Below are 21,343 nucleotides of genomic sequence, written 5' to 3' on the forward strand. Positions count from 1 at the left end.
GGGTGCCGACCGTGACTCTGGATTTCGGTTTCGATCCCGATCGGCCCGGGCCGGTCAGTCGCGCTCCGCGATCGGCGGCCGAAACACGTCGGCCCGGACGTCCGTCGAGACGCCGTAGGCCGCGTCGTCGACCGACGCGGGGAGTGTCGGGTCGGCACCGTCGTAGTGCCCCTCCAGCGACGCCCGGACGGCCTCGCGGACGCAGGCCCGGGTCGCCGCGCCGACCTCGGTGGCGCTCCCCGAGAACGAGGCGGGGGTCCCCGACGGATCGTGGCCGACGACGATCGCGTCCGTCGTCGTCCCGGGAAAGCCTGTCTCGGCGAGCAGCGTCGCCGTCTTCGCCTCCGCGGCGACCGCGATCAGGTTGGCGAGCGCGCCGTCGGCCAGCGCCCGGGTCGTGCCGACGACGAGGTTGACCGTCCCCCGCGTCGCGTCGGCGTTCGTTTCGACGGCCTCCGCAGGCCCGGTCGTCCCCATCGGTTCCATCGGCAGCGCCGCCGGGTTCGAGACGCCGGCGGTCGCGTAGGCGGTGACCGGCCCGCAGTGCGCGCCGCGGGCGTCCTCGATCGCCACGCCGGTGAACAGCACCGGGCCGTCGGTCGCCCCGTCGAACCCCGCCCGCTCGAGTCGATCGGTCGCGTAGGCGTCGAGCGGCGTCTCCGCCCACTCGGCGGGGACCGAGACGTTGTACGCGGCGTCGGCCGTGACGCGACCGCCGTTCGGACCGGTCGAGAGCCACTCGGTACCGGGACGGCCCACGCGAAGGACGCCGTCGGAGCGGCACGCCTCGTAGGCGGGATCGACCGGGTCAGCCATCGCAATCGAGGGCGGCGAGCAGTCGATCGTTCGAGCGCCGATCCTTGATCGCGACGCGCACGTGCGAGTCGAGCGTCCGGAACGTTCGCGCGTCGCGGATCGCGACCCCTTCCGATCGGGCCGATCGGATCACGCCGTCGACGTCCCGATCGCCGACGTCACACAGGAGGTATGGGGCGTCGGACGGGTGGACGTCGAACCTGGACGCGAGCGCGGTTCGAACCCGCTCGCGCTCGCTCGCGACCCGATCGCGGGTCTCCCTGACGAACGCGTCCTGCCGGAGACAGTGGGTGCCGACCCGCGCCGCGGGCGTTCCGAGCGACCACGCCCGCCGCGCGGTCTCCAGTGCGTCCCGCCGATCGCCCGTCGCGACGGCGAACCCGGCGCGCAGTCCGGGGAGGCCGAACAGTTTCGTGAGCGATCGGGCGACGACGACGCCCGCCGCGTCGAGACGGGCCGCCGACGGCAGGTCGGTGAAGCCGAGGAACGCCTCGTCGACCAGCAGCGTCGTTCCCGCAGACTCGCAGCGATCGGCGAAGGCCGCCAGCGCGTCGGAATCGGCGGCCTCACCGGTCGGGTTGTTCGGCGTGCAGACGACCGCCAGCGCACAGCCGTCGAGGACGTCGCGCTCGATCGCGAGCAGGTTCTCGCGGTGGACGAACTGCGGCGTCGCACCCTGCAGGCGGACTTCGCGGGCGTACTCGCCGAAACTGGGATAGGGGACCAGCGCCCGATCGCCGGGCGAGAGCGCGCTCTCCATCGCCAGCCTGATCGCGGCCAGTCCGCCGGGCGTCGGGATCATCCGATCGGCATCACAGCCGACGAACGCGCCCGCGGCGGTCCGAAACTCGGCGTAGTCGTCGTCGGGATACCGGCGCGACTCCTCGAGTGCCGCCTCGTAGACGCTCTCCACGCCCTCGGGCGTCGCGGGGTTCGTGTTGGCCGAGAAGTCGAGCAGGTCCCGATCGGACTCCCCGCCGTGGGGGACCCGCTCTCCGCGGCGCATCGCGTCAGGATCCACGATCGTCCTCCGCGGCAGCGTCTGCTGGATCGCCAGTCGTCGCTACAGACTCTTCTGCCGGCCCGTCCGCTTCGATCCCGAGTCGCGCACAGACGGTCTCGAGTCGGTCCCGAACGGCCGGCATCCGTCCGTCGGGAACGAGCGAGAGCGCGCCGCCCATCGCGACGCCCTCCTTGGCCTCGCCGGCGCAGTACCGGGCCATCGCGACGTGGTCGCGCTCGTCGAAGCCGGGATCGGTCACGACGAGGTCGCAGTCGAGTCGGGCGCAGGCTGTCTCGAGCCGATCGCCCTGTTCGGCCGCGACGAACGAGGTCGTCGCGATCGACAGCGGGGCGTCGATCCCGGCGTGGCGCAACAGGGCGGCGACGGCGACCATCTGCGTCCCGCCGGCCAGCGTCACCTCGGTGTCCGACTCCAGCGCGCCGGCCGCGATGCCCATCACGGTCGGCTGGACGGGATCGCCGACCGCCTCGATCGCCGCGAGCGGGTCGCCGTCGCACGCGCCCGCCTCGAGGTCGCTCGCCGCGAGTCCCTCGTCGACGACGCGACGCTTGCGCTCGATCGGGTTCTCCGGGAGCGACGACGAGACGCCGGCGGGTTCGCCGAGCGCGGTGAGCACCCCGAGCGCGGTCGTCGTCCCGCCGGGGACGGTCTCGCCGATCAGGAGTTCCTCGTCCGGGAGTTCCGAGCCGTAGCCGTGGGCGCGATCGAATATCGCGGCCGCGTCGGGGACGGCAGTCTCCTCGCGAACGTCGGCCCCCGGGCTGACGTCGAGGTCCACCGTCGGCGCGGCGGTCGATCTGGTGAGACCCGCGTCGACGACCGCGACGTCGAAGCCGACCACCTCGCGGACGGCCCGGGTCACGGCGGCGGGCGTCGGACACCCGTTCGGGCTCACGGGGGTGACGGGCGCGGCGGTCGGCTCCCCGTACGCGAGGATCTCGACGTCAGCCGAGGGCGTGTGTTCCATCAGCTCCGGGGCCGCCCCGGCCGCGCTGATCCCGTCGATCAGCGCCGTCTCGGTCGTTCCGGCGGGGAGGATCACGCGCACGGGTCGTCCCTCCCGGTCAGGCGATCGGCCGCGACGTCGGCGTCTGCACGTCGGTTCACGTTCACTGCGAGTCGTGGATCGTAGGAGACGTCCGTCATGGTTCGGTCGGTGGTGCCGACGACGTTGACCCCCGTCGGCGCGAGGTGTGGGTTCGGTTCGAGACGCGAGTCGATACTCGCGCCGAGTCGTCGCTTCAGGGCGACGGGGACGGCCACGGTAAGCGACGGCGCGCCGGTCCCCTCCGCAGCCCCGTCGTGGCGATCGAGGGCGCGATCGATCGCTGGGCCGGAGAGCAGCGGCAGATCGGCCGCGACCGTGAGGATCGGCGGCTCGATCGCGGGCCGATCGAGCAGGGTCGTCAGGTCGGCGACGTAGCCGTCCCCGGCCGTCTCGATCGTCCGCACGCCGTCGCGGTCCGCGAGGTGCTCGCGCGTCTCCGGCGCGTTGGGCGAGACGGCCGCGTGCGTCGTCTCGACGTCGCTTTCGTCGAGCGCCGCCAGCACGCGATCGACCATCGGGCTGCCAGCGATCGGGTGCAGCGGCTTCTCGTGGCGGCTCTCGAGGCGGGTTCCGCGCCCGCCGCACATCACAACAGCGTCCACGCGATCACCCCCGCGTGCACGCCGGCGACGCGGCCGATTTCGTTCGCCGCCCCGAAGATATCGCCGCTTATGCCCCCGAGGTGGCGACGCGCCCAGTACCAGGGGAGGGCGATTCCCCCGATCGCACCGCAGAGCGCGACCGCGGCGGCCGGACGTGGCCACGTAAGCGCGACGGCTGGAAGGGCGACGATCGCGGGCGCGACGAACGACCGCGGCGCGACTCCCGCGGTGAACTGTCGCCCCATCCCCTCGTAGCTCGCCGCTCCGAAGCAGGCCATCGCCGCCATGCCGAGTTTCGTCCCCACCTCGGCCGCGATCGCGATCGCGACGGCGGCGAGGACGGGGAGCCCGGCGAGGCCGAGTCCCCCGAGTGCGAGTCCGACGACGGTGATCGACACCGCGAGAATCGCCCCGACGCCGGTCGTCGTGTCCGTGAGCACTTCACGGCGACGAGCCGCGTCGCCGTGGACGACGAGCGCGTCGCCGAGATCGGCGACGCCGTCCAGGTGATGGATCCCGGTCACCGCGTAGACCGCGAGCAGGTAGCCGAGCGCGACGGTCGGTGCGGAAAGCGTCGCGGCGGCCGAGAGCGGCAGGGCGGCGATCGCGCCCGCCACGTACCCGGCGATCGGGAAGGCCGCTGGCGTCGTCCGGAACGCTTCCCAGTCGCCCTCGCGGTGGGCCGCGGGGAGGCGGGTCAGGAAGCCGATCGCGCCGCGGACGGCGCCGAGCCAGCGGCGGCTCACGGCGTCACCTCCAGCGCCGTCACCACGGCGTACCGGAGTAGCGAGAAGCGTTCCCAGCCGATCGAGGCGACGATCGCGAGCAGGACGGCGATGGCGATCGCGACGACCCCCGCCAGACCGACGAGACGCACCGCTCGCTCGCCGTCGGCGACCGTCGGCAGATCCCGATCGGGTGAGAGGTCGTAGACGCCCGGTTTCGTAAGACGCACGTCGAGCGCGCAGGCGAGCGTCGCCATCGGCCACCCGGAGTTCGGTGACGGCGGGTCGCGGGCCCACTCGCGGGCGCGACCCAGCGCCAGCGGATCGGCCGCGGCGGTGGCGATCGCCACCGCCGCGAGTCGGGCGGGGAGCCACATCACGGCGTCGTCGAGGCGGGCGCTCGCCGTCCCGATCGGCTTCGAGGGGTAGCCGAGCATCGAGTCCAGCGTGTTGACGCCTTTCACCCACGCGGCGGCGGCCGCGGCGGCCGGGAGCGAGAGCGGCGCGAGGACGACGAACGGCAGCAGGGTCGCGACCAGCCCGTCGGCGAGGTTCTCGCCGGCGCTCTCGATCGCCGCGCTCCGAATTTCGGCCGGCGAGAGCGTCGCCGCGTCCCGGCCGACGAGGCCGCGAACCGCTTTCCGGGCCGTCTCGACGTTCGTCTCGGTCGCCGCGACGACCGTCTCGGTGAGATCGAGCAGCGATCGCAGGCTGATCGTCAGGAAGAGGACGACCCCGGCGGCGACCGCACCCCCTGTCTGGTGCCCGGCAGCCGCGACGAGAACGACTCCGGCCGCGGCACCCGCCGGGACGAGCGGCGCGACGAGCGCGATCCCGACGCCGACCAGTCGCTGGACGCGGTCGTCCTCGTGCCAGTCCCGATCGAGGGCGGCGACGAGGCGGCCGAACCACGCCACGGGGTGGGCCACGGTCGGCGGTTCGCCGACCAGCAGGTCGAGACTGAACGCCAGGCCGAGCACGGCGAGCGTCACGACGATCACGGGGTCCTCCGGGCGATCGGCCACGGTTCGATTGCTGTCATCGCGATTCGTCCTCCAGCGTTGCCAGGCGATCCGGAATCTCGTCGAGCGGGGTCTCTTCGAGCAACAGTGCGGTCCCGCCGACAGATTCGATTCCGCCGTCCGTCGCCGGGTCGTCGCCGACGTGGACGAGATCGCCGGGATCGATGCCGAGTTTCGACGCCGTCAGTTCGAAGATCTCTGGTGCGGGTTTCCGCCAGCCGCAGCCGACGCTCGTCACGACGGCGTCGAAGTCGTCGCGTTCGAAGTCCGACCTGACCAGCGTCCGCCCGACCAGTTCCGGGACGCTACAGTTCGAACAGAGCGCGATCGGGCCCCGTTCGCGTGCGGCCGCGATCGCCTCGCGAGCGCCCGATCTCGTCTCGACGGCGGGATCGAACGCGGCGACGACGGCGCGCCTGGCCGCGTTGTGGTCGTAGTCGACGCCGCGACTCGCGAGTGCGTGCGAGACGTGCGCCGGAAGCGGGACTTCCGCCCCTTCGGGCGCGTCGACGTGTGGCTCGGCGTACGCGTCGGCCCAGTCGTCGGGGACTGTCACGTTTCGGTTCGCGAGTTCGGTCGCGATCGCGGCGGCTGGATCGGCCGGTCGATCGACGGTCACGAGGGTTCCGAAGAGGTCGAACGAGACGCCCACGTTCGTGTGACTAGCACAAATTGACTTTAGCTTCGCGGTCCGATCGCTCCCCGTGAACGTTTGGACGGGTTTGTGAATATCCCTTTCCCGGGCTGGATCCGACCACCGTGTATGACGCGGCTACAGGCACCGTTCGTGTCCCGACTCTCCGGCGCCGTCAGACGAACCGTCCGGCGCTGTCGAACCGCCGCCGGGTCGGGTGCGGACGTCACTACCGATCGAGCAGGGACCGATCGCGGTAACGCGGCAGTCGACACTGCGACGCGGGTCGAGTCGACGGATCGATCGCCGTCGATAGCCACGTCTGGACCGGAGTCGGAGCCGTCCAGCCAGTACCTCGACCCGGACCGAGGGCCGACCAGCCGGAGCGAGGTCCTCGATTACGGGATTTCGCCCGAATCGTACGTCCGGGCCGTCCTGGAGAAACACGACGGGCGGCTGAAACAGCGCCGGTTCGCCGACGAGTACGGCTGGTCGGCCTCGACCGTGAGCCGCCTCCTCTCGGACCTCGAATCACGCGGCGCGATCGAACGGTACCAGCTCGGGCGCGAGAAGATCGTCTGCTTGCCGGACGAGGTACCGGCTGCACTCTCCTGACCGGGATCGTCGATCGTGGCCGGTCCTGAGAGGGGGAGTGCTCGGTATCGACGAACCCGCGAGCGCGAACGGCGAGAAGAGGCCCCGTGAATCGAGCGCCGATCGATTAGGCGAGCCGGGCGAACGCGAGGTTCCCGGAGATGTTCTTGATGTAGATCTCGACCACGTCGCCTTCCTCGGCGCCGGGGACGAAGATGGTGTACTCGCCCTTCTCGGCGACGCCGTCGCCCTTGCGGCCGGTGCCGGTGATCTCGACCGTGTACGTCTTGCCCTCCTCGACGGCCTCCTGCTGTTGCTGTTGCTGGCTGCTGGTCGAGCGCTTGGTGACGGGACGGAACGCACCACAGGCGTCACAGCGAAGCATCGGCGTGCGGTCCTCGCGAACGAGGCGGGTGTCCGGCAGGCCACACTCCGAACAGAGGACGTACTCGTCGACGTAGGCGTCGATCGCCGCGTCGAAGTCCTTCTGGGAGAACGAGCCGTTGTAGCGGGCGCGCCCGTCCTCGAGTTTGCCGCTGGTCCCGAGTTCGCGCTGGATGAACCGGTGGAGGTGCTCGTCCTCCCGGGAGAGGGTGTCGGCGACGTCGCCGAGGTTCGTAAACCGCGTGAAGGCACCGTCTTTCTGTGCCTGCGGATCGGGAATCTGCAATCGCTCCTGGTCGCCCCCGATGTCGGGGACTTCGTCCATCGCTCGGTCGAGACTCGATTCGTAATCCATACGCGAACGCAGTGCCCCGCGACGTAAATCCGTTCTGCTATCGTCGTTCGGTCGCCGTCGACGGGTTCCGATCGGAGCGCGACGCGCCGCTCGGATCGAAATCCGGACCCGATTCCACGGCCGATCGCCGGGCCTGGTTCGGCCCTAGAACTGGTCGTTTCCGCTGTCGGCCATCGAGCCCTGTTTCTCCTCGTCCAGCCGTTCCAGGTCGCGTTCGGGGTTCGCCTCGTCCGGACTGCCGGCTTCCCCGGTGATCTCGCCGTAGACGGCTTCCCGGACCTCTTCGGCCGACTCGAACTGTTCGTCCGTCAGTCGATCGAAGACGCTCCCCAGCGACTCCGTCTCGTTCGGCATGTCGATCGGCTCGCTGCCGTACTCCGTGGCGAGTTCCTCGCCCGTGACCGGGTACTCCACGTCGCCGAGGTGGCGCTCGACGTCGTCGAGGATCGACTCCGTCGTCTCGGCCCGCCGGGACTTGCGTTGCTCGGCCCGATCCTGCGCGCGATCACGGCTCGGGGTGTCGCCACTCATACCCGGTGCTATCACGAGCGCGTGGAAAAGCGGCCGGCCGGCGATCGCACGTGTCCGCTCGCGACGAACCATAGTAACAACTGAAACGATTCACACACCGATCGCACAGCCGTCGTGCGATCGGGTGTTCATTGACTTTCAGTTGCTACTATAGCGTCTCACTCGTAGGCCGTCGCGACGTACGGCGAGGCCGCACTGCGGGCGAGCGCACCGTAATCCAGTTCGAACGCGAGGGTGTCGCCCGGTCGAATCGGTTCCCGAACCGCGGTAACGTCGAGGACCGCGTGGTCACTGCTCGCCCCGAGGACGTCGACGCCCTCCCGAACTGGCGTCAGTCCCTCGACGGGGACGTCGACGCGCCCCATCGCGACGATCGCACGGTCCCGGACGCCCCGGTCCTCGACCGTCGGCGCCTCCCCGAACGCGTCGCGGCCGCTCGGCCCCGCCGGTGCGGACGGTTTGGCCTTGCACTCGATCACGTCCGCGGACAGGACGACGGCGTCGGTCTCGAACCCTGGCAGTGGCTGGCCGGTGGTGGGATCCGTCCCCAGCAGGATCGCCTCGCCGATCCGGAGCTGCGTCACCCGCTCCGGGAGGTCGCCGTCGAAGCACAGCCCCAGGGTGTTGGAACTCCCCGCGGAGCAGATCGGGAACTGCCGGCCGATCGACTCTTCGGCCCGCTCGAGCCGGTCGACGAACCGCGATATCGACGTCGCGGTCGGAACGACGCCGTTGAGCGAGCCGGTGTGGGCGGCTACCCCCGCGACCTCGATTCCATCGATCTCTGCAGCGACCGAAAGCATCGCCGCGAGGTCGTCGAGCAGGACTCCCTCGCGTCGGTCACCGACGTCGACCGCGAGCACGACCCGGTGATCGATTCCCCGTCGCGATGCGGCGGCCGCGATCGCTCGCAACACCGACGGCTCGGACTGGAACGAGACGTCCGCGTTACGGAGGACGGCGTCGATCTCGTGACGCATCGGTGGCCTGAGCAGGTAGCGGTCGCAGTCGACCCGAGCGCCGAGCCGTCGCAGGTTGGCCAGCCGCGAATCGGCGATCGCGGTCGCGCCGCCGTCGACCAGCGCCCTGGCGACCCGGGGATCGCCCCCGACGCCCTTCGTGACGCCGACGAGATCGCCGTCGAACCGATCGGCGACCCGGCGGGCGTTCCGCTCGACGATCGCGGGTCGAATCGTCAGGACCGGGGCGTGATCCTGCCGATCCCGACTGGGATCGTCGATCACGGCTCACCCCGCGAACGCGGTCGTCGCGTCGACGAGAATGCGAGCCACGTCGACGACCTCGTCGGTGTAGACGAACTCGCCCGCGCCGTGGATGTTCTCGCCGTCGGGGCCGACGATCACCGTCGGGAGGTCCGCGCGGTGACCGAAGTAGTTGAAGTCGCCGACGCTCGAGAAGTAGCCGATCGCGGGAGCCTGGCCGGTCACCGACTCGGCGGACGCCTTCAGGGACCCGACCAGCGGATGGTCCTCGTCGGTGACGTAGGGGCCGTAGCGGACGTCGGGCGCGGGTGCCTCGCGGAACCCGATCTCGACGTCCGAGTCGAGGTCGAGGGTCGCGACGACGCGCTCGGCATCGGCCAGGACCGTCTCCGCGTCCTCGCCGGTCACGACGTGGCGGTCGACCAGCAGACGACACGCCTCGGGAACCGAGAGCGTCTCCCCGCCGCCCTCGATCGACAGCGGACAGACCGATCCGTCGCCGAGTTCGGGGTGCGTGCCGACGTCCATCTCCGCGAGCGCACCGGCCAGCGTGCCGGCGTCGACCACCGCGTTCCGTCCCTTCTCGGGTTGTGAGCCGTGGGCCGCGTGCCCGCGGACGGTGATGTCGTAGAGGAATCGCCCGCGTGCGCCGAGCAACAGCGCCGGGTTCTCCAGTTCGGACTGGGCGAGGATCGGCCCGGGCTCCGTGACGATCGCCGCGTCGCACTCGTCGGTGATGCCGTCCCTGATGAGCTGGTTCGCGCCCAGCCCGTAGGGCCCCTCCTCGTCGACCACTGCCGCGAGCACCACGTCGCCCCGGAGGTCGGCGTCCGCGAGCGCCCGGAACGCGACGAGCACCGCCGCGAGCCCGCCTTTCATGTCGCAGGCGCCCTGGCCGTAGCACTTCCCGTCCTCGACCCGCCCGGAGAGGGGATCCTCGTCCCACTCCTCGACCAGCTGGACCGTGTCGACGTGGGCGTTCAACAGCAGCGTCGGTGCGTCGGGGTCACTGCCCTCGAGCCGGGCGAGGACGTTATTGCCCTCGTAGCCGGTGATGTCGGGTTCTCTCACCGGCTGGTACTCCGGATCGAGCCCCGCGTCGTCGAGCCACTCGTAGACGTACTCGACGATCGCCGCCTCCTCGAAGTACGGGCTCCGTATCCTGACCAGGTCCTGGAGCAGTTCGATCGTCTCGTCGTACTCGATCGCGTCCGCGTTCGTGTGCGTTTGTTCGCTCATAATGTAGTGTAGAATCGGTCGCGTCAGTCGTCCGCGGGGGTCCCGTCGTCGGCCACCGTCGGTTCGTCGACGATCGCGGGGCTGTACTCCTCCGTCGGGACCCCGGGAAGCGTGTCGAGGATCGCGTCGACGTCCGTATCGGACTGCTCGCCCAGGTACCAGTAGACGGCGAAGACGACGAGGCCGATCGCGAGCCACGGGACGTAGATCGTCATCGATCCCTGGTAGGCCTGTGACAGCAGGAGGACGCAGCCGCCGAGTCCGAGCACGCCCGGGACGAAGATCCACCGGCCGGGATCGAACGCGGCCTCCTCGCGCAGGGCCGGCCGCTCGAGGTACACGTATATCGCGGTGAACGACGTCGCCCCGTAGGCGATCAGGTAGCTGAACGTCGCGATCGCGATGACCTGGTCAAGTCCCGCGGTCCAGAAGGTCAGTCCGACCGAGACCGCAAACAGCGTCAACAGCGACCAGTGGGGGGTTCGCCAGCGCTCGTTGACTTCCGAGAACCGCGTCGAGAAGACCTCGTCCCAGGCCCAGCAGTAGGGAAGTTTGATCCCCGCGGCCATCACGGCGTGGACGCTGGAGGCGGTCGCCAGCAGCCCGCCGAATCCGACGACTGCGGTCGCGTTCAGCGGGAGGAACGTCTCGGCGGCGGTCGAGAGCGGCCGGTCCGAATTGGCGAGGACGGTGTAATCCCCGATGACGCCGTAGATGACCGCGGCGGTCCACATGTACAGCACGATCAGGATGAGCGTCCCGCCGGCCATCGCGAGCGGCAGGTTTCGCGAGGGATTCTTGACCTCGGCCCCGATCTCGCCGGCGACCGCAATCCCGATGTAGGCGTAGAACAGCGGGACGGCGGCCGCGAGCGCGCCGTCGAAGCCGCCCGTGAAGAACGGCGTGTAGTTGCCGGCCTCGACGGTGAACGTCCCGGGGACGACCAGGACCAGGATCGAGACCATCAGCAGGAGGAAGATCGCGTTCTGCGAGATGCTGTACCGGCGGGCTCCGAGCATGTTTACGAGGAACAGGACGGTGATCAGGCCGATCCCGGCCAGGCGCGGGTCGACACCCGGGTAGAACACCTGCAGGTAACTGCCGAACCCGATCGCCAGGACGGCGACGGCCGCCATGTACCCCAGCCAGAGCGACCACGTCGCGACGAATCCCGCGAGCCGGTTGCGAAACACCCGGGTGACGTAGGAGTACGTCGACCCGGCTGCGGGGAAGATCGTCGCGAGCCAACTGTAGTTGATCGCGATCGCCATCGCGATCACACCCGACAGCGCGATGATCAGGATGACGCTCGGTCCGGTCGACGAACTGGCCGTCCCGAGCGTGACGAACAGTCCCGCTCCGAGCGTCCCCGCGACGACGGTGGCGATCGCGCCGAGCGGGCCGATGTCGCGAGCGAGGCTCCGATCAGATTCACTGGCATCTGTTACCATGACGGTTGGTGCCACGAGTCGATCCGCGGTGAACACCCTCCCTAGATACACAGGGTCGGAGAACAGCGCGCCCGCGGCGGTCACCGCGTCTCGGGGTCGAGGAGTTTCGCTTCGGCCTTCCGAAGGTGTTCGAGCAGGGTCGCCTCCGAGATGTCGAGTTCCGCGGCGAGGTCGGCCGCCGACACCTCGCGCGGCCAGCTGTAGTACTGCCTGGTGCGGGCGAGTTCGAACACCTCGCGCTGTCGTTCCGAGAGACAGTCGGTTCGGAACACGCCGTTCGTCAGCCCGCTGTGGAGCGATCGCATCGATTCGATCCTGACGCTGGCCGACTTCTCCTCGCGGATCTCGTCGAGTCGATCGCCGATCGTCTCCCGGTCCTCATGGGTGACGACCGTCCAGTACTCGCGACCGTCGGTCATCCGGACGGGTTCGTCGGGGATAAATCCCCGCGAGACGAGCGCGTCGTTGATGCTGTTGGTGAGTTCGTACTGGACGACGAGTCCGGTGGTGACGTTCTCGGGGTCGGGCGTGCCGACGTCGGTCGCGTAGTGCTGGTCGGCCTCCCAGACGTCGTCGATCAACGGCGATGCGTCGACGGCGTCGACGAGGGTCTCCAGGTCCTCGACCGATCGTCCGTAGGCGGTGAACCGGCCGGTCGCCTTGCCGTCGATCGCGTAGACGCCGTGTCCGAGCAACCCGCCCGGCGTGTCCGCCGTAACCTCCAGCGTCCAGCAGTCGGGGTGCCAGATGTCGAGTTGCAGACGCGACCCCTCGACCTGTTCGTCGATGCGCGGGGAGCGAGTCACGATACGTGTTACCGGACGCTGGTCGGTGATAAATAAGTAGCCGTCCGACAGTCGTGAGACGACCCGACCGTGACGGCTACTCGATCGAAATCACGTTCGCCTCCAGGTCGCGCGGATAGTAGGTCAGCCACTCGATCCCGTCGTCGGTGACGGCGATCGTGTCCGAGTGTCGATAGCCGTACGTATCGGTGTAGATTCCGGGCTCGATCGTCCAAACCTGACCCGGCCGCATCACCGCATCGTCCTCGTCGTAGCTGGTGTGCTCGCTCTCGCAGTGGTCGCCCCAGCCGAGATCGATGTACGGCGGTTCGTGGCCGCCGAGGCCGATGTTGTGTCCGACGTGGTGCTGGGCGAGGTCATCGACCCCCTGCTCCTCGAAGTACTCCTGGACGGTTCGATCGACGTCGGCGATCGGAACGCCCGGCCCGAGCGCCTCGATCGCGATCGTCTGGGCCTCGCACATGAGTTCGAAGTAGTGGACCTGTTCGTCCGTCGGGTCGCCGACGAACATCGTCCGCTCGAGTTCGGAGTAGTAGCCGTCGACGGTCGCCGTCGCGCCCGTGATCAGGACGTCTCCCTCCTCGAGCCGTCGATTCGCGGTGTGACCGTGGGGCAGTCGCGTCTGCTCGCCCGTAATGTAGCCCGCGTGAACCGGGCCGTCGCCACGGGTCCGCGGGACGTACCGTTCGCCCAGCGTATCGAGCATCGCCCTCGAGGCGTCCATCGACGCGCGCTGACTCACCGTCACCGGGTGTGCGCCGGGTTCGGTGTACTCCGCGAGGTACCGATGGCCCAGGTTCGCCCACGTCGCCGACTCCCGGATCAGGTCGATCTCCGCGTCGGACTTCTCCCAGCGCATCCGCGAGACCCACGACTGCGTTTCGACGTCGACATGGTCTGAAAGCGGTGGCCCCTCGTAGCCCATGGTGCCGGGCGCCCCCTCGGCGTCGGCCGCGACGCGTTCCGCGCCGAGACCCGTCAGCATCTCGACTGCGACCGCGATCGGCCGCCCGCCCGGGTAGTCGCGGTAGTGATGCACCGCGTCGATCCGCGGGTTGGACTCGACGCGCTCGGCCTCGAGTCGCGGCACCGTGATCTCGGCGCGATCTTCGGTCACCGCCAGCACGACGGGGCGCTCCGTCTGGATGTGATCGAAGCCGGTCAGGTACTCGATGCTCGTCGCGCCGAACCACAGGCCGGCGTCCGCATCGGTCTCGGCGATCCGGTCGCGAATCCGCTCGAGTCGATCCTCGTATTCCGCATCGGGGAGTTCGGTTGCCATAGGAATCCCTCCGTGCGGTAGCTAAAAAGGATTTATACGGTTTCCTGTAAGTCATTTCCGACGCAACCGCCTCCGGATCGCGGTTGCGCCGGTACATCGTTACAGCAATCCGTATCAGGAGGCGGTGAGCGGGGAACCTCAACGGGGTCCAGTCGCGACCGGTCCGCAGGATCTACACGCTAGCTGCGGCTGGCCACGCAACTCGGGCAGCAGATCGTGGCGACCCGCGTTACGGGATTCCACGCGGGAGGGGGCGGAACGCGCTCGGAATCTACGTTGCCGTGATGAGCGTCTTCGTCCACGTCCTGCAATTGGTACTGCGCGTTCTCTCCCTTCTCGATAACTACTAGCATCCACAGATCGCGCGAATCCCCCACGGGGGAACCCTCCTCAGGGTAGTGTTCCCGGTTGGGTGTCCCCGAAGGTCGCTTCCGGAAACAGCCCGTCGACGTCCCCGTCGTTGAGCGCCTCGATGAGCGCCCCCGCCGTCCCCTCGAGCAACACCATCCCCATCTGGGCCGACGAATCGGCGATCGTGAGCGTCTCCGTCTCCTCGACGGACGACTCGAAGTTCTCGATGGCGGCTTCGATCAACTCGAGTTGCTCCTGTTGTATCTGCTCGAGTTCCACCCGGTACTCGGATTCGTTGAGTTCCGTCCGCTGTCGACTCAGATTGAGCTGGCGCTGCTGGAGTTCGACCAGGTCCTCCTGATCCGGCTGGACGTACGCCGCGACCGTGGACGTCGGCCCGAGGTTTTCGCTCGAGCGGTCGCCGTCACCGTCATCGGTGGAATTGTCTTCGGCGTCCAAGCCGGTCGGACCGGTACTGTCGAGTTGGCTACACCCAGCTACGGAGACCGCTGTTCCGGTTCCTGCGAGACCGAGAAACCGACGACGGTTCGGCGAGAGATCCATTACGCGTCTGCTCTCGACCACTGAAAAATAAGTTTACCTCTCGGGAATCGATCCCTTCGAGTCACGTTTTCCCGGCGCGGCCCCGAACCGATCGAGGGGCGGGTGGACCTCTGTGCGGCGAAAACGGCTATCGAGCGCGAAGCGGCGGGCAGGCCGCCGGGATCTGAACGACTGTCAGACGGACGCGATCGCTTCGCTCGTCGTGTGGGATCCCGAAGCGTCCGTCCTCCTGATTTGAACAGATGCCAGACGGTCGCGCTCACTCCGTTCGCGCGCTGCGACTGGCGTGTTCAAACCGGCTTAGGATAGACTTCTCACTGCTCACATTGTTCGCAGGAGAAGTCCGCCCTCCCCGATTTGCACGCCGGAAGACGCGCACAGCGAAGCGAGCACGTCTTCCGAGCCCTCGTTCGCTTCGCTCACGAGGACGGGGGACAAGCCGATCTACAGTCGGCCACGAATCGCCAGTAAAACGAGTCCGCCCTCCCCGATTTGAACGCAGTGAGACGTTCCGGGCGTGCGGCGCGAAGCGCCGTTCCGGGGCTGCGACTCACAAGCTCAAATCGTGTCGGTCGGATTTTCGGAGAAAATCCGCCCTCCCCGATTTGAACGGGGGACAAGTCGATCTACAGTCGACTGCTCTACCAGTCTGAGCTAAGGGCGGTCGCACTCAAACGTAGTCGCCGGTGCAAATATAAGGGTTATCATTCATCGACGCGTGAGTCCGTGTAACAAACCGTAAACGGAAGAATGATTAATATAGGTGAAGTGTTAACACGATAGGTAGTCAGCCGATGAGCAAGATCACGTTCCGTGCCGACGACGAACTCGTCGAGCAGCTAGAGGCACTCGACGCCTCGAAAAGCGAGGCGATGCGGGAGGCACTGCGTGCGTATCTCACGGGCGCGGAGCCGCGCGACGGGGACCAGGGCGCGGACCAGGAGGTTCGACGAGACGGGACGGATCCGATCGACGACCTGATTCGCGATCGCGTTGACACGCTCCTGTCGGAACGACTCCGCGATCGCCCACCGCGAGAACCCCAGGACGTGAACGTCTCCATTACGCTCGACGGGGACGCCGTGGATCGTAATACAACTGTCTCACAGTCGACCGGCGTCCCCGCGGAGCCCGCCGATCGCGACCAGCAGTGCAATCAGTGTGGCGAAAACGTCGATGCAGACCACGTCTACTGCCCGAACTGCGGGGAGAAAGCGTCTCGGCGATCGTTCTGTGAGTGTGGCGACGAACTCCGAACGGACTGGGCGTTCTGCCCCAGCTGTGGGCGTCGGACGCCCGCTGCGGACGTGCTCGACTCGAACTAGTCGGACATCACGACTGTCGTAAGACACAGAAAGTGATGTCGGACGAAAGTTTTATTATCTCAGACAGTCTCCACCTTAGTCGCGTAAGACGGTCGTCTTACAGCGGTCGGCTGGGGCCGGAAAACGCCCGATGTCGGGCGGTTCCGACGTAAGACACGCCGCGTCTGACAGGGGCGCGGGATCCGTCTTACCCGCAATGGGGAATACAATCATGGAGCGTGTGACACTGCGAATCCCGAAACAGCAGATCGAGGAGGTAGAGCAACTGGTCGACTCGGGCGAGTTCCCGAACCGGAGCGAGGCGATCCGGTCGGCGGTCCGAGAGATGATCAACGAACAGTACGACGGACACAGCGAGCAGTCCGGGAAGCGGACCTGGGCGAAGGTGTAACGATGCAGGATATCGTTCAGGACGCCCTCGAGAACGCCGAGGAAGAGGCCCGCGAGATGGACGCCGACATGGACGGCGACGAGTTCGGCGATCCGCGAATCGTCATCGTCGGCTGCGGTGGCGCGGGCAACAACACGATCAACCGCCTGTACAACATCGGCGTCGACGGGGCCGACACGATCGCGATCAACACCGACAAACAGCACCTCAAGATGATCGAGGCCGACACGAAGATCCTCGTCGGCAAGTCCCTCACCAGCGGGCTCGGGGCGGGCGGCGACCCCTCGATGGGCGAGCGCGCGACCGAGATGGCCCAGGGCACGATCAAGGAAGTCCTCGGCGAGGCGGACCTCGTGTTCGTGACCGCGGGCATGGGCGGTGGCACCGGTACGGGTGCCGCCCCCGTCGTCTCGAAGATCGCCAAGGAACAGGGTGCGATCGTCGTCGGGATGGTCTCGACGCCGTTCAACGTCGAGCGCGCCCGCACGGTGAAAGCCGAGGAGGGCCTCGAGAAACTTCGCGATCAGGCCGACTCGATCATCGTGCTCGACAACAACCGACTGCTCGATTACGTCCCGAACCTCCCGATCGGCAAGGCGTTCTCGGTGATGGACCAGATCATCGCCGAGACCGTCAAGGGAATCTCGGAGACGATCACCCAGCCCTCGCTGATCAATCTCGACTACGCGGACATGTCGACGATCATGAACCAGGGCGGGGTCGCCGTGATGCTGGTCGGAGAAACACAGGACAAGAACAAGACCGACGAGGTCGTCAAGGACGCGATGAACCACCCGCTGCTCGACGTCGACTACCGCGGCGCCTCGGGTGGCCTCGTCCACATCACCGGCGGGCCGGACCTCACCTTAAAGGAGGCCGAAGGGATCGCGGACAACATCACCGAACGCCTCGAAGCCTCGGCGAACGTCATCTGGGGCGCCCGGATCCAGGAGAACTACAAGGGGAAGGTCCGCGTCATGGCGATCATGACCGGCGTCCAGAGCGCGCAGGTGCTCGGACCGACGACGCAGAAGCAGGCCGACAAGTCCCGCCAGAGCATCGAGGGCGTGACTGAGGCCGACTTCGACGCGAGCAAGAACGTCGAGAAACACGAGTTCGGTGCCCAGAGCGACGGTGGGAAGCGCGAACTCGAGAAGCAGAACGGCGTCGACGTCATCCGGTAATCGACCGGCCGCTCTTTTTTACGCTGGGTGCAGGGCGTTTTCGTCGCTGCAATCTGCCCGAGACGACCGCTCAGGTGCGTTTACGTCGGGTATCGGTTCGGGGCGTGTCTCCTTCCTCGCGGGCCGATCGAGCCGGAGCACTCGAGTACGCGCCTCAGGCCAGCGACTCGAGGAGCGAACACTTCCGACAGACCTCCCGCGTGGTGGTCGAGCCGCATTCGACGCACGCTCGCAGGTCGGCCCGATCGCCGCCCTCGTCGCCGCCGTACTCGTCGGCCGCGATGCCGGCGAGTTCCTCGTAGCCGGCGATGATCGAGTGGCGCGTGCCGGGGTGGTTCTCCTCGAGGTCGTACAGCAACTGCTGGATCTCGCCGCGGTACGCCTCGCTCGAGTGCGGGCACTCGGTGATGTGGGCCGGGAGGTCCTCGATGTAGGCGTAGAGGGCGACTTCCTTCTCGGGAACGTCCCGAAGCGGCTTGGCGCGGGGGACGAACTCGTCCTGGTCGCCGCGCTCGGACAGCGGTCCGAGGCTGGCGTCGAAGTGCTTGGCGATCTGTTCGACGTCGCCCTCGAGGAAGTTCATCAGCGCCGTCTGGGCCTCGTCGTCGAGATTGTGGCCCGTCAGCAGCAGGTCGGCGTCGAGGTCCTCGGCGTACCGGGAGAGCACGTCCCGCCGGAAGACGCCGCAGTAGGCGCAGGCGGCCATGTTCTCGGGGTCGTCCTCGACGACGTCGTCCATTCGGATTCCGAACTCGTCCTCGTAGGAGACGAGTTCGTGGCGGATTCCCAGGTCGTCCGCGAGTTCGACGCAGGCGTCGACCGACCTGTCGCGGTAGCCCTCGATACCCTCGTGGATCGTCAGGCCGACGAGTTCGATGCGCGGGTCCTCGGCGAAGGTCTCGTGGAGAATCTGCGTGAGGACGACGCTGTCTTTCCCGCCCGAGAGGCCGATCACCCACGTCTGCGGGTTCTCGGGCGTCGCGTCGTGTGGCACGAGATCGTCCCGCCGCACTCGACGGCGCACCCGCTTTTCGACCGATTCGCGGAAGTGATCCGCACAGAGGTGCGCCCCGGAGTAGGCGGCGTGCATCACCGCCTCCTCGTCACACCGGTTACAGTCCATCGCCGCCACCTTACCGGTGAACGCGTATGTCCGTTTCGTCTCTTCGCCCCCCGTCGCCGCGAGTTCGTGACAGTCGAGACTCCTTTCGGCGGACCGAGAGAACGGAAGTATGACGTCGTACGACGGATCGGCGTCGACCGACTCATACGGACTACTGTCAGTCAGTTCCGGTACAACCGCGATCATTCTTGCGGTTGCACCGGTACATCGGTACAGCAGACCGTATCAGGCCGGGATTTCGTCTTCCTCGTCTCGCTCCTCGACCGCGGCGGCACCCTCCGCGAGCGCCGCGAGGAGCGTGTCGACGTGGGCCTCGCGACTGCGCGAGGAGAACAGTTCGTGGCCGCCGTCGTACAGGACGACGTGTCTGGCGGGCACGCGCTCCCCGATCGGGCGCAGGCTGACGACGGGGTCGCGAAGCGAACAGAAGACGACGGCGTCGTGGTCGATCGTCAGCAGGTCCCGCTGTGCGCGGCGGGTTTCCCGGACGAACGCGGGCGAAACCCAGCGTGGCGTCGTGGCGATCTGGTGGTCGGTCGCCAGGTCGCCGAGGGCGTCCGCGTCCATCTCGCCGATCGGCAGACACGGGAACGTCGTCGGGATCGCCGAGACGGCCTCTAAGGCCAGGTTCGGGAACTCCTCGCTGTACCCCCACCACGGGCTCAGGTAGACGTGGTTGTCCGCGCCGTCGAGGGCCTGCGCGACGAGCGCGCCGGCGCTGTGGCCCAGCAACTGGTAGCCGTCGAGGTCGAGGACGTACTCCGCGATCGGCTCGAGCCAGTCGGCTTTGAAGTCGTCGATGTTCGTGGGGAGTTCGAACGCGTGGACGCGGTAGCCGGCATCGGTCAACTCGCCGATGAGCCAGCTGACGTTCTCGTGGGTCCAGCGGTTGCCCCAGCCCATGACGAAGACGAGTTCCTCCTCGCCGTCCTCGTTGAAGACGCGGTGTCTCATATGCTTCCGTTCGACGCCGTCCGACAAAAATCTGCTCTCTTGACACGAGCCTGGGACAATCCGCACGAACCCGCATCCCGTTTGGTAACGGCTTTCGGTACCGGACCACAGTACCGCGTATGTTCGACGCCCTGCGGGCCCGCTTCTACCGGACCGCGTTCAACCTGTTTCCCGCCTACCGGGGGACCGGCGGGCGAGTCACCCACATCGATCCGGACTGGCGGGAGATCCGGATCGAACTGCCGCTCTCGTGGCGGACGCGCAACTACGTCGGGACGATCTTCGGCGGGAGCATGTACGCGGCGGTCGACCCGTTTTACATGATCATGCTTCTCAAGACGCTCGGCGACGAGTACGTCGTCTGGGACAGGGAAGCCGAGATCCGGTTCACGAAACCCGGCCGGGAGACGCTGTACGCGACGTTTACGCTCTCCGACGCCGAACTCGAGGCGATCCGGGCCGAACTCGATCGGCCGGGCACGGAGTCGATCGATCGCCACTACACCGTCGACCTGGTCGACGCGACGGGCGAGGTCCACGCGACCGTCCGGAAGACGGTTTACGTCTCGACGGACCAGTCGAAGAAGGCCTGAAACGCGCCAGCCCGCCGACCGGAAACCGTTTTGCGGCTCCGCGCCCAACTCCGGACGATGACCGGCTTCGACCGGAACGCAGCCGTCGATCGGCTCGAGACGCTCGTCGACACCGTCGAGGCGGAGCGGATGCCCGTCCCCGTCCGCGAGGTCTGGGCCTTCGGCGACGTCGCGCTCGGACTCGATCCGATCGATCGGCTCGACGTCTACGTGACGAAGGACGTACTGATGCGCGACGATAGCGATCCCGCGGCCGGCGACGCTGGCGAGCAGTTTCGCGTCGAGGGCGTCGGCAAGTCGGTTCGTGCCGACTGGGCCGCCGACCACCCGGAGCACCTCCGGGCGAACGCGAACGGCCACGCCGCCCCCGAGAAGTGTCTCGCCGCCCACCTGCTCGGCGAGGACGAACCGATCCACCTCGAGGTCTGCAACGCGTCCTTCGAGGACAACGTCACCCAGCGCCTCCGGGGGGCGAAACTGCGCGAGGATTACACCCGGTTGCTCGATCCCCGGGGCGTCTGTCTGTGGGCCGACGGCACCCGGAGCGAGGAGGCGTTCCGCAAACTCCGCGAGAGCGAACTGGCCCTGCCGACGCTGTCTGCGGCCCTGGAGATGCTCGGGATGGACGACGAGGAGGCGACCGAGGCCGCACGGGAACTCCACGCCTGGCGCGAGCGACAGGACGGGGTGACGGTTCGCGGAGACGTCGTCTGAGCGGGTATCAATAGTTGATAATTCGGTTTCTTTATTCAATTTTGGACGCGAACCTAGGCTGGTCGATTCGTTACGTGCAGATGCGAACTGACCAGAGATCTACGTCTCAGTCGTAATAGATAACCATCGTGTTCCCGTCGATTTGGATCTTATATTTATCGACGATGAACGAAATAGTGTGTGGGTTGTCGCTATTGACAAGCGTATCGAGCGCGTCGGGATCGACGTGATTGTATAGGATCGTGCCCAGTTCTACTGGAAGGGCAGTTGGTTCAACGCCTTCCAAAGAAGCTATAGCGTTGATGACGGCCTCACTCGGAGCGGAGTTGGACCAGTCGTATTGGCTCTGAATTGACTCAGAATACGCGTGAGATTCCCCCATGCGTTCCTGTGGCACCGCGCTCGGTT

24 protein-coding genes and 1 tRNA gene are annotated in these 21,343 nt (G+C 67.5%); 6 read left to right on the forward strand and 19 right to left on the reverse strand.

The window, feature by feature from the left end; all coding sequences use genetic code 11:
- Positions 1-54: 54 nt before the first annotated feature.
- The 7 genes from AC6I6X_RS00265 to AC6I6X_RS00295 are packed head-to-tail and all read right to left on the reverse strand — an operon-like array spanning position 55 to position 5,889.
- Positions 55-816, reverse strand: a complete 762-nt coding sequence (locus tag AC6I6X_RS00265) for an adenosylcobinamide amidohydrolase (protein ID WP_497928514.1) — start codon at positions 814-816, stop codon at positions 55-57.
- Positions 809-1,837, reverse strand: a complete 1,029-nt coding sequence (locus tag AC6I6X_RS00270) for a threonine-phosphate decarboxylase (RefSeq protein ID WP_497928515.1) — start codon at positions 1,835-1,837, stop codon at positions 809-811. Before AC6I6X_RS00270 ends, AC6I6X_RS00265 begins: the two co-directional genes overlap by 8 nt.
- A complete protein-coding gene (gene cobT, locus AC6I6X_RS00275; RefSeq protein WP_497928516.1) occupies positions 1,827-2,888 on the reverse strand; it encodes a nicotinate mononucleotide-dependent phosphoribosyltransferase CobT in 1,062 nt (353 codons plus the stop codon). The genes AC6I6X_RS00270 and cobT overlap by 11 nt, the downstream gene beginning before the upstream one ends.
- Entirely contained in the window at positions 2,879-3,475 is a 597-nt protein-coding gene (locus tag AC6I6X_RS00280) for an NTP transferase domain-containing protein (RefSeq protein WP_497929624.1), read from the reverse strand. The genes cobT and AC6I6X_RS00280 overlap by 10 nt, the downstream gene beginning before the upstream one ends.
- The gene (gene cobS / locus AC6I6X_RS00285) at positions 3,475-4,236 is read right to left on the reverse strand and encodes an adenosylcobinamide-GDP ribazoletransferase (RefSeq protein ID WP_497928517.1); all 762 of its coding nucleotides are present in this window, start codon (positions 4,234-4,236) and stop codon (positions 3,475-3,477) included. Before cobS ends, AC6I6X_RS00280 begins: the two co-directional genes overlap by 1 nt.
- Positions 4,233-5,213 (reverse strand): adenosylcobinamide-phosphate synthase CbiB, encoded by a 981-nt coding sequence (gene cbiB, locus AC6I6X_RS00290; protein WP_497929625.1) that lies wholly within the window; start codon positions 5,211-5,213, stop codon positions 4,233-4,235. Before cbiB ends, cobS begins: the two co-directional genes overlap by 4 nt.
- 40 nt (positions 5,214-5,253) lie before the next feature.
- Positions 5,254-5,889: an HAD family hydrolase gene (locus AC6I6X_RS00295; RefSeq protein WP_497928518.1), complete on the reverse strand. Its 636-nt coding sequence runs from the start codon at positions 5,887-5,889 to the stop codon at positions 5,254-5,256.
- Between the two features lie 111 nt (positions 5,890-6,000).
- On the opposite strand from AC6I6X_RS00295, the gene AC6I6X_RS00300 reads away from it, so the two are divergent.
- The gene (locus tag AC6I6X_RS00300; RefSeq protein WP_497928519.1) at positions 6,001-6,486 is read left to right on the forward strand and encodes a helix-turn-helix transcriptional regulator; all 486 of its coding nucleotides are present in this window, start codon (positions 6,001-6,003) and stop codon (positions 6,484-6,486) included.
- A gap of 106 nt (positions 6,487-6,592) precedes the next feature.
- On the opposite strand, the gene AC6I6X_RS00305 is transcribed toward AC6I6X_RS00300, so the two are convergent.
- From AC6I6X_RS00305 to AC6I6X_RS00345, 9 genes are all read right to left on the reverse strand, one after another.
- Positions 6,593-7,204 (reverse strand): translation initiation factor IF-2 subunit beta, encoded by a 612-nt coding sequence (locus AC6I6X_RS00305; RefSeq protein ID WP_497928520.1) that lies wholly within the window; start codon positions 7,202-7,204, stop codon positions 6,593-6,595.
- A gap of 144 nt (positions 7,205-7,348) precedes the next feature.
- Positions 7,349-7,735, reverse strand: coding sequence for a DUF5789 family protein (locus tag AC6I6X_RS00310; RefSeq protein WP_497928521.1), 387 nt, complete (start codon positions 7,733-7,735; stop codon positions 7,349-7,351).
- A 158-nt stretch (positions 7,736-7,893) separates the two neighbouring features.
- Positions 7,894-8,979 carry an alanine racemase gene (locus AC6I6X_RS00315; protein ID WP_497928522.1) on the reverse strand — a complete coding sequence of 362 codons (1,086 nt, stop codon included), beginning with the start codon at positions 8,977-8,979 and terminating at the stop codon, positions 7,894-7,896.
- Positions 8,980-8,982: 3 nt separating this feature from the next.
- Positions 8,983-10,197, reverse strand: coding sequence for a M20 family metallopeptidase (locus tag AC6I6X_RS00320; RefSeq protein WP_497928523.1), 1,215 nt, complete (start codon positions 10,195-10,197; stop codon positions 8,983-8,985).
- 23 nt (positions 10,198-10,220) lie between these two features.
- The gene (locus AC6I6X_RS00325; protein WP_497928524.1) at positions 10,221-11,648 is read right to left on the reverse strand and encodes an APC family permease; all 1,428 of its coding nucleotides are present in this window, start codon (positions 11,646-11,648) and stop codon (positions 10,221-10,223) included.
- 80 nt (positions 11,649-11,728) lie between these two features.
- A complete protein-coding gene (locus AC6I6X_RS00330; RefSeq protein ID WP_497928525.1) occupies positions 11,729-12,454 on the reverse strand; it encodes a helix-turn-helix domain-containing protein in 726 nt (241 codons plus the stop codon).
- A 76-nt stretch (positions 12,455-12,530) separates the two neighbouring features.
- Positions 12,531-13,736: a M24 family metallopeptidase gene (locus AC6I6X_RS00335; protein WP_497928526.1), complete on the reverse strand. Its 1,206-nt coding sequence runs from the start codon at positions 13,734-13,736 to the stop codon at positions 12,531-12,533.
- Positions 13,737-14,126: 390 nt separating this feature from the next.
- Positions 14,127-14,651 (reverse strand): hypothetical protein, encoded by a 525-nt coding sequence (locus AC6I6X_RS00340; protein WP_497928527.1) that lies wholly within the window; start codon positions 14,649-14,651, stop codon positions 14,127-14,129.
- Positions 14,652-15,241: 590 nt separating this feature from the next.
- Positions 15,242-15,315, reverse strand: a tRNA-Tyr gene (locus tag AC6I6X_RS00345).
- A gap of 130 nt (positions 15,316-15,445) precedes the next feature.
- On the opposite strand from AC6I6X_RS00345, the gene AC6I6X_RS00350 reads away from it, so the two are divergent.
- The 3 genes from AC6I6X_RS00350 (at position 15,446) to ftsZ (ending at position 17,551) form a co-directional block, all read left to right on the forward strand.
- Entirely contained in the window at positions 15,446-15,976 is a 531-nt protein-coding gene (locus AC6I6X_RS00350; protein ID WP_497928528.1) for a double zinc ribbon domain-containing protein, read from the forward strand.
- 211 nt (positions 15,977-16,187) lie between these two features.
- Complete coding sequence (gene cdrS / locus AC6I6X_RS00355) at positions 16,188-16,367, forward strand: transcriptional regulator CdrS (protein WP_250140132.1); 180 nt, start codon at positions 16,188-16,190, stop codon at positions 16,365-16,367.
- A 2-nt stretch (positions 16,368-16,369) separates the two neighbouring features.
- The gene (gene ftsZ / locus AC6I6X_RS00360; protein ID WP_497928529.1) at positions 16,370-17,551 is read left to right on the forward strand and encodes a cell division protein FtsZ; all 1,182 of its coding nucleotides are present in this window, start codon (positions 16,370-16,372) and stop codon (positions 17,549-17,551) included.
- A 154-nt stretch (positions 17,552-17,705) separates the two neighbouring features.
- On the opposite strand, the gene ncsA is transcribed toward ftsZ, so the two are convergent.
- A complete protein-coding gene (ncsA, locus tag AC6I6X_RS00365; RefSeq protein ID WP_497928531.1) occupies positions 17,706-18,674 on the reverse strand; it encodes a tRNA 2-thiolation protein NcsA in 969 nt (322 codons plus the stop codon).
- Between the two features lie 225 nt (positions 18,675-18,899).
- The gene (locus AC6I6X_RS00370) at positions 18,900-19,628 is read right to left on the reverse strand and encodes an alpha/beta fold hydrolase (protein ID WP_497928532.1); all 729 of its coding nucleotides are present in this window, start codon (positions 19,626-19,628) and stop codon (positions 18,900-18,902) included.
- A gap of 119 nt (positions 19,629-19,747) precedes the next feature.
- Between AC6I6X_RS00370 and AC6I6X_RS00375 the strand changes: the two genes are divergently transcribed.
- Together AC6I6X_RS00375 and AC6I6X_RS00380 are read left to right on the forward strand one after the other, a co-directional pair.
- Entirely contained in the window at positions 19,748-20,221 is a 474-nt protein-coding gene (locus tag AC6I6X_RS00375; protein WP_497928533.1) for a DUF4442 domain-containing protein, read from the forward strand.
- 57 nt (positions 20,222-20,278) lie between these two features.
- On the forward strand, positions 20,279-20,935 hold the full coding sequence (locus tag AC6I6X_RS00380; RefSeq protein WP_497928534.1) for a DUF7095 family protein: 657 nt from the start codon (positions 20,279-20,281) through the stop codon (positions 20,933-20,935).
- Between the two features lie 106 nt (positions 20,936-21,041).
- Here the strand turns inward: AC6I6X_RS00380 and AC6I6X_RS00385 are convergent, their stop codons facing one another.
- Positions 21,042-21,317: a HalOD1 output domain-containing protein gene (locus tag AC6I6X_RS00385; protein ID WP_497928535.1), complete on the reverse strand. Its 276-nt coding sequence runs from the start codon at positions 21,315-21,317 to the stop codon at positions 21,042-21,044.
- Positions 21,318-21,343: the final 26 nt, after the last annotated feature.

The sequence above is a fragment of the Halosolutus sp. YCN4 genome, from assembly GCF_059736495.1.